Genomic DNA, 6,308 nt, shown 5'->3' with positions numbered 1-6,308 from the left:
CCTTAGCTTGCTTTACTCCTTGGGATCACGTAAGGGTCTCCGGTCTCAGGATCAATGATAATGGAACTGTCCATTCCGTATATTTCCTGCATGAGTTCAGGGGTTATGATATCTTTGGGGTTACCGCTTGCTACAAGTTTTCCTTTTTTCATGGCAAATATGTGGTCAGCATATCTGATTGAGAGATTTATATCATGTAAGATAGCGACAATTGTTACTTTCTTTATTTCATTGAGTTTGGCAAGGCAGTCAAGAATTTCTACCTGATATGCAATGTCAAGATATGTGGTAGGCTCGTCAAGCAGCAATATATCTGTGTCCTGGGCAAGGGTAAGTGCGATCCATACACGTTGTCTTTGACCACCTGAAAGAGAATCTACCTGTTTATCTGCAAGTTCTGTTATTCCCATTGCACACATTGCTGAGGATATGGCTTCATAGTCAGCCTTGGTAAGCTGGCCAAAAAGATTCTGATAGGGAAATCTTCCTCTCGCAACAAGGTCAGCTACAGTTATTCCTGCAGGAACGATAGGTGACTGTGGTAGAAGACCAACTTTTTTGGCAAGCTGTTTTGTGGGGAGTTCGCAAATTGGGTTTCCATCAAGAAGGATATTTCCCTTTGAAGGAGACAGAAGCCTTGCAAAACTCTTAAGCAGCGTGGATTTGCCGCATCCGTTTGGACCGATCAAAACGCTGAACTTTCCTGCGGGAATGCTCAGATTCATATCTTCTATAATTAGTTTATTGTCATAGCCTGCATATATCCCATTTGCAGTGAAAGTGTGACTCTGTGCGATCTTACTCATCAGATCTTTTCTCCTTTTTTATTGATATTAAGTAAAAGCAGTAGCAGGTATGGAGCTCCTAAAAGTCCTGTTACGACTCCAACAGGGTAGCTTGTTTCAAAAAGATTTTTTCCTATGAGCTCAGAAGCGTAAACAAGTATCACTCCAACAAGTCCGGAAGTAAGCATTGCAATGGATCCGTTTCTTGTTAGCTTTGTTGCTATAGGGCCTGATAAAAAAGCTACTGAAGCAATAGGACCTGTTGCGGCAGTTGCTACTGAGGACAGGAGCAAAGCGCAGATAAGGCAGCATATCCTGATAATATTTATCGATGCACCAAGAGTAGTAGCATATTCGTCTCCAAGTTGCATGATCCTGAGCTCTTTATTGCAGAATAGGAGAGCTCCACCTGCAAGAACAGTCATTATGGTTATAGCCGGAACATCAGACATCTGAACGGGATTGAGGCTTCCACGAAGCCATCTTAGCGCTGTTCCTACATCGTATTCAGAACCAACAAGCAGCATCCAGGAAATAAGGGCATTCAAAACTGCCTGAAAACCGATTCCTATGAGGATCATTCTGCTGCTGAAGGCATTTCCTTTACCAGAGAGTAAAAGAATAAGTCCTGTAACTAAAAGACCTGCTACTACTGAGAAGATTGAAGCAACAGCTCCGCTGATACCAAGTATCAGGATGCAGAAAACTGCAGCGGCAGAGGAACCTGCGGTAACTCCGATTATGTCAGGAGAAGCTAGAGGATTCCTTAAAAGGTTTTGAAAAGTGTAGCCTGCAAGTCCAAAAGAAAAACCGGCAAGCCCTCCAACAATAAGCTTTGGAAGCCTTAGACTTTTTATGGTGTAGGCAGCCCCTTTTGTCTCATCGCTTAGAAGTACCTTGATAACTTCGCTTAGTGAATAATTTGTATTTCCTATTGTCATCATGAGGACTGCGAGAATAGCAATGATAATAATGAAAAATAGAGCACATGCCATATTTCTTTTTCGCTGCTTTGAATATATTTTTTTTAAATCTGTTTCTAGTTTGGTCATCATATATTTTTGGCCTTTGTCATCCATACAATTGATACAAATACCGGGGCGCCAAGGATGGCTGTGATGATTCCAACCTCAAGTTCTCCCGGGCTTCCAAGAACCCTTCCTAAAACATCTGAAATTGTCAAAAGAGCTGCTCCGCCTATTGCAGATAGCGGAACGATGATTCTCATGTCATTGTCAAAAAGCTGCCTTATAACATGCGGGAGCATAAGACCCACAAATCCAATTGGACCTGCCAGGGCAGTTACAGATGCACAGAGAAGTACTCCTGCAAATGCGGATATTATCCTTATCTGTCCGACCTTTACTCCTAAAGAGATAGCCATTTCATCGCCAAGTGACAGTGCATTAAGGGGAGAGGAGCAAATAAGAGAGAGGATGAGCCCTGCCAAAAAGAAGGGAAGGAGCAGCTTTACATCTTCCCAGCTCCCGCCGCTTATGCTTCCGACCTGCCAAAAGCGAAATTCCTTCATGACCTGTGAGTCAGGGAGCATGATGGTATTAACAATGGCCCCAAGGGCAGTTGACACGGCTGTTCCAGCAAGGGCCAGCTTTAAAGAAGTTGCCCCGCCATAGCCTACGCTTGCAATTCCGTAGACAAAAAATGCAGTGGCCATAGCCCCGATGAAAGAGAGCCCTATAAGTCCGATTCCGGATGAAATGTTAAGGTATGCAATGCCAATAACTACCATGAGAGAAGCACCTGTGTTTACACCAAGAATGCTTGGATCTGCAATAGGGTTTCTTGTGATAGACTGCATCATTGCGCCGGAAACGCCAAGGCAGCCTCCGGCTATGAGGCCGAAGACTGTCCTTGGAACTCTGGCAGCAATTACAGCTGCAATGAACTTATCCGTGTCTTTTCCGGTAAAAAAGCTGACGATATCAGCTACGGGTACATACTTACTGCCGTACACTATAGAAAGGATAGCACCGGCAATAACCAGAACGATAAGTATAATTGTTCCTATGATTAGTTTTGTATTACTGTATCTTTTTTGCTGCTTCATTTAACACTTCCAGATAGTCATCAATTGCATAAGGGATAGAAAGAACTGTTGGTGTGCTTGCTGCTGCAAGGGCGTCATTTGAGTCAAGTAAAACAAATGCGCCGTTGTTTACAGCAGGAATATTTGAAAATCTTCCATCGTTTTGCATAGCTGTAACTAAAGATTCTGTTCCATATGTGATGATGATATCAACGTCGCTAAGAACATCAGCATTTTCAGCACTTACTGTTATTGAAAAAGCATTTGGATCATCAATAAGTCCAGTTACGCTCTCTGGAGTTACAAATCCAAGATCTCCAAGAAATGCTGCTCGTGGATCGTTGTTTGTATAAATATAGAAGGTTCCGAGGTCATCTTCTGAGAGCCAGAAAAATGCAACTCTTTTTCCATTGAGGTCAGGGTACTGTGAAAGCTTGTCGGAAATAAGCTGTTCAACATCAGCAACAAGGGCTCTTCCTTCAGCTTCAAGGCCAAGGGCTGAAGCATTATTTATGGTCTCTTCCTGCCAAGTAGTTGTCCATGCGATTGTAGGATATGCAACAACAGGAGCAATTTCGCTGAGTCTGTCATATTCTTCCTGACTAAGTCCTGAGTAAGCTGCAAGGATTACATCAGGCTGGCAGTCTGAGATAGCTTCGTAGTCCCATCCGTCTGTATCATCAAATACATTAGGAGTAGCACCGAGATCTTCAAATGCTTTTGCTGTCCATGCAAGAAGGCCGTTTTCATCCCTTGGTCCGAAATTTGCTTCTGAAATTCCAACAGGAACAATTCCAAGGGCGAGAGGAACATCAGGATTTCCCCATGCAATTGCTACAACGTTTTCAGGCTTTTCCTCGATAACGGTCTCACCAAGTCCATGAGTGATCGTGAGTGGGAAAGTTGCATCGCTATTAGAAGCGCTGTCTTCAGATACTGAAGAAGATCCTTCTGTTGATTCTGATCCGGAAACAGTTGCTGCTTCTGAACTGTCAGTTGCTACAGTATCTACTGTGGCGGTTTCGGATGTTGTTCCACAAGCCACAACGCTAAGGCCAAGGAGGCCTGCGAATAAAGCTGAAATAAGTTTGTTCTTCATAATTTTACTCCTCTAGTGTTATTATAATTAGCTGCTGCTAACGCAGCGTTAGCAAGTGCTAACAATAATCTCATAGAAATCACGAGTTGTCAACAATTAAATATAGCAAAATCGATTAACCGGGATAAAAAATATTTGCGGAGTACGGCTCGCCAAGATAAACTTTCCTGTCAGGAAAGTTTATCTTTCTTAACACATACAACTGCGGTATTATAGTGATATCAGAATCTCTATATAATAAAGCCAACAGACAAGAGGAGGCTTAGATAATGAAGGTAGCCGACTAATCAGCATAATCAGAGGAGCAACGATGCGTCTTAGTTTAAATGAGAATATCAAAAAATATCGCAAAGAAATGAATCTTACTCAGGAGGAGCTGGCAGAGGCATTTAATGTTACTGTCGGAGCTGTATCCAAGTGGGAGAGTGGGAGTACGGTTCCTGACATCATGACTATGATGGAGCTTGCTGATTTTTTTAATATCTCCATGGATGTTCTTCTTGGTTACGATCTGTCATCTAAGAGCATTGTTGATATAGCAGAGAAGATAAAAAAGCTCACTAACAGACATGAGTTTGATGAGGCGAGATTCGAAGCTGATAAGGCACTTATCAGATATCCGAGAAGCTTTAAGATAATACATCAGTGCGCTGAAATGTATTCTGTATTATATACTGTCAGTCATGAAAAAAATGAGGAGTACAGACAGAAGGCCATTGAGTATTATGAAAAGGCTCTGAATTTCATATCACAAAATGATGATCCTGACATCAGTGAGTTCTCTATAAGGATGACTATTGCAAGGCTGAAAGGGGTAGATGACCCTGAGGGAGCTTTGGAAGACTTTAAAAAGATCAACTATATGGGAATAGCTGATTTTGATATAGCAAAAGCTCTTATGAATTCAGGTAAGCTTGATGAGGCTCTTAGCAGGTACTCGCGAGTACTGTTATCAATTTTTCTAAGAAGTTATGAGCTTTCCACAAGTATGGCAATCGCGCTTGCGTGTACAGATAAGAGGAAAAATTATCATGAAGCTATAAGCCTTATGGATTGGTGCATTGGAATCATGGATATGACAAGTGACAGCGGTTCCGGGTATTTTGCTAAGCTTAAGTCAATTCTTTTAATCTTAAAAGCAATGTTCTTATCATGTGTAAAAGAATATGACCAGATGGAAGAGTATATAGATAAGGCCTATGAGCTGGCAAAAAGGTATGATGAGGCTCCAAGTAATGACCTGGCTTCAAAAATGAAGTTCTGGCATGAAGGTGATGATTACAAACCATTTGCGCATGATACTCTCGGAATTGGTGCAGTTGAAGGAATTGATGTTCTGTTTACACAGGGACCATCATTTATTCAGGAAAAGATAGTAGGGAAGATGGAGAGAGCAGAAAAGTACTGGAAAAAGATTTACAATAACAACAAATAAAGTGTAAAACAAGCCCGATTAAGTGCAATCAGGCTTGTTTTTATGTTGTGTGATATATTTCAAAAAGTGTTTCGAAATTGTGCTCAGTTTATTAAATTTTTATAATTTAAATTGTTAAAGCTTGATTTTACTTGGCAATTAGCGCATGATAAAGAGTGACGTGGGATTAAATTGTGTAAAAAATGCGTAAGAAAGCTTATTACGTTGAGGGATGTTATGAAAAAACTAGTTGAGATCAAGGATGTAAGTAAGATTTATAATCCTGGAGAAAATGAGGTAAGAGCTCTAAATCACGTGAGCCTTACAATCGGAGAGGGCGAGTTTGTCGCCATAATAGGTCAGTCCGGTTCCGGAAAATCTACCCTTATGAATATGCTTGGGTGTTTGGATACGCCAACCAGTGGAAAATACTTTCTGCATGGTCAGGACGTTTCTCATATGACAGATGATGAGCAGTCTGACGTGCGTAACAGGGAAATTGGTTTCATATTTCAGGGATTTAACCTGATACCATCTCTTACAGCTTTGGAAAATGTGGAGCTTCCACTTATCTATCGCGGAGTTGGCAAAAGAGAAAGAGACAGGCTTGCAAATGCTGCTTTAAACAGCGTCGGCCTTGAAAAAAGAAAGACTCATAAGCCAAATGAAATGTCAGGTGGTCAGCAACAGAGAGTTGCGATAGCCAGAGCTATTGCACAGGCACCGCCAATTCTTTTGGCAGATGAGCCCACAGGTAACCTGGATACAGCTTCAACAAAAGAGATAATCACTATTATCAAGAGACTCTATAAAGAAGGAAGAACCGTTATAATAATCACTCATGACCCCGGAATAGCAGAGCAGGCAAAGAGAATCATCACAATCTCAGATGGTCAGATAAAGAGTGATGTGATCAATAAGAATTATAAGGATGATTGATCTGTTTAAATAAAACCCAGTGTT

The 6,308-nt window shown here is 41.4% G+C and carries 6 protein-coding genes; 2 read left to right on the top strand and 4 right to left on the bottom strand.

Annotated elements, in window-relative coordinates; genetic code table 11:
• Positions 1-2: 2 nt before the first annotated feature.
• The 4 genes from E7303_RS12545 to E7303_RS12530 are packed head-to-tail and all read right to left on the bottom strand — an operon-like array spanning position 3 to position 3,931.
• Positions 3-806, bottom strand: a complete 804-nt coding sequence (locus E7303_RS12545) for an ABC transporter ATP-binding protein (protein WP_292145672.1) — start codon at positions 804-806, stop codon at positions 3-5.
• On the bottom strand, positions 806-1,780 hold the full coding sequence (locus tag E7303_RS12540) for a FecCD family ABC transporter permease (protein ID WP_292145671.1): 975 nt from the start codon (positions 1,778-1,780) through the stop codon (positions 806-808). The genes E7303_RS12545 and E7303_RS12540 overlap by 1 nt, the downstream gene beginning before the upstream one ends.
• Before the next feature lie 56 nt (positions 1,781-1,836).
• Positions 1,837-2,853 carry a FecCD family ABC transporter permease gene (locus tag E7303_RS12535; protein WP_292145670.1) on the bottom strand — a complete coding sequence of 339 codons (1,017 nt, stop codon included), beginning with the start codon at positions 2,851-2,853 and terminating at the stop codon, positions 1,837-1,839.
• Entirely contained in the window at positions 2,828-3,931 is a 1,104-nt protein-coding gene (locus tag E7303_RS12530; RefSeq protein ID WP_292145669.1) for an ABC transporter substrate-binding protein, read from the bottom strand. Before E7303_RS12530 ends, E7303_RS12535 begins: the two co-directional genes overlap by 26 nt.
• A 310-nt stretch (positions 3,932-4,241) precedes the next feature.
• Between E7303_RS12530 and E7303_RS12525 the strand changes: the two genes are divergently transcribed.
• Positions 4,242-5,366, top strand: coding sequence for a helix-turn-helix domain-containing protein (locus tag E7303_RS12525; protein WP_292145667.1), 1,125 nt, complete (start codon positions 4,242-4,244; stop codon positions 5,364-5,366).
• Positions 5,367-5,582: 216 nt separating this feature from the next.
• Positions 5,583-6,284, top strand: a complete 702-nt coding sequence (locus E7303_RS12520) for an ABC transporter ATP-binding protein (RefSeq protein WP_292145665.1) — start codon at positions 5,583-5,585, stop codon at positions 6,282-6,284.
• Positions 6,285-6,308: the final 24 nt, after the last annotated feature.

Origin of the sequence: Butyrivibrio sp. (genome assembly GCF_015056685.1) — a bacterium.
In the GTDB taxonomy this organism is placed as follows: Bacteria; Bacillota; Clostridia; order Lachnospirales; family Lachnospiraceae; genus Butyrivibrio.
The sequence above is the reverse complement of the archived record's forward strand: the minus strand, read 5'-3'. Positions and strand labels throughout refer to the sequence as shown.

What these genes read in the sequence shown, in the direction of transcription:
- E7303_RS12545 (WP_292145672.1), bottom strand. Translation starts at nt 806, where the DNA reads ATGAGTAAGATCGCACAGAGTCACACTTTCACTGCAAATGGGATATAT.
- E7303_RS12540 (WP_292145671.1), bottom strand. Translation starts at nt 1,780, where the DNA reads ATGGCATGTGCTCTATTTTTCATTATTATCATTGCTATTCTCGCAGTC.
- E7303_RS12535 (WP_292145670.1), bottom strand. Translation starts at nt 2,853, where the DNA reads ATGAAGCAGCAAAAAAGATACAGTAATACAAAACTAATCATAGGAACA.
- E7303_RS12530 (WP_292145669.1), bottom strand. Translation starts at nt 3,931, where the DNA reads ATGAAGAACAAACTTATTTCAGCTTTATTCGCAGGCCTCCTTGGCCTT.
- E7303_RS12525 (WP_292145667.1), top strand. Translation starts at nt 4,242, where the DNA reads ATGCGTCTTAGTTTAAATGAGAATATCAAAAAATATCGCAAAGAAATG.
- E7303_RS12520 (WP_292145665.1), top strand. Translation starts at nt 5,583, where the DNA reads ATGAAAAAACTAGTTGAGATCAAGGATGTAAGTAAGATTTATAATCCT.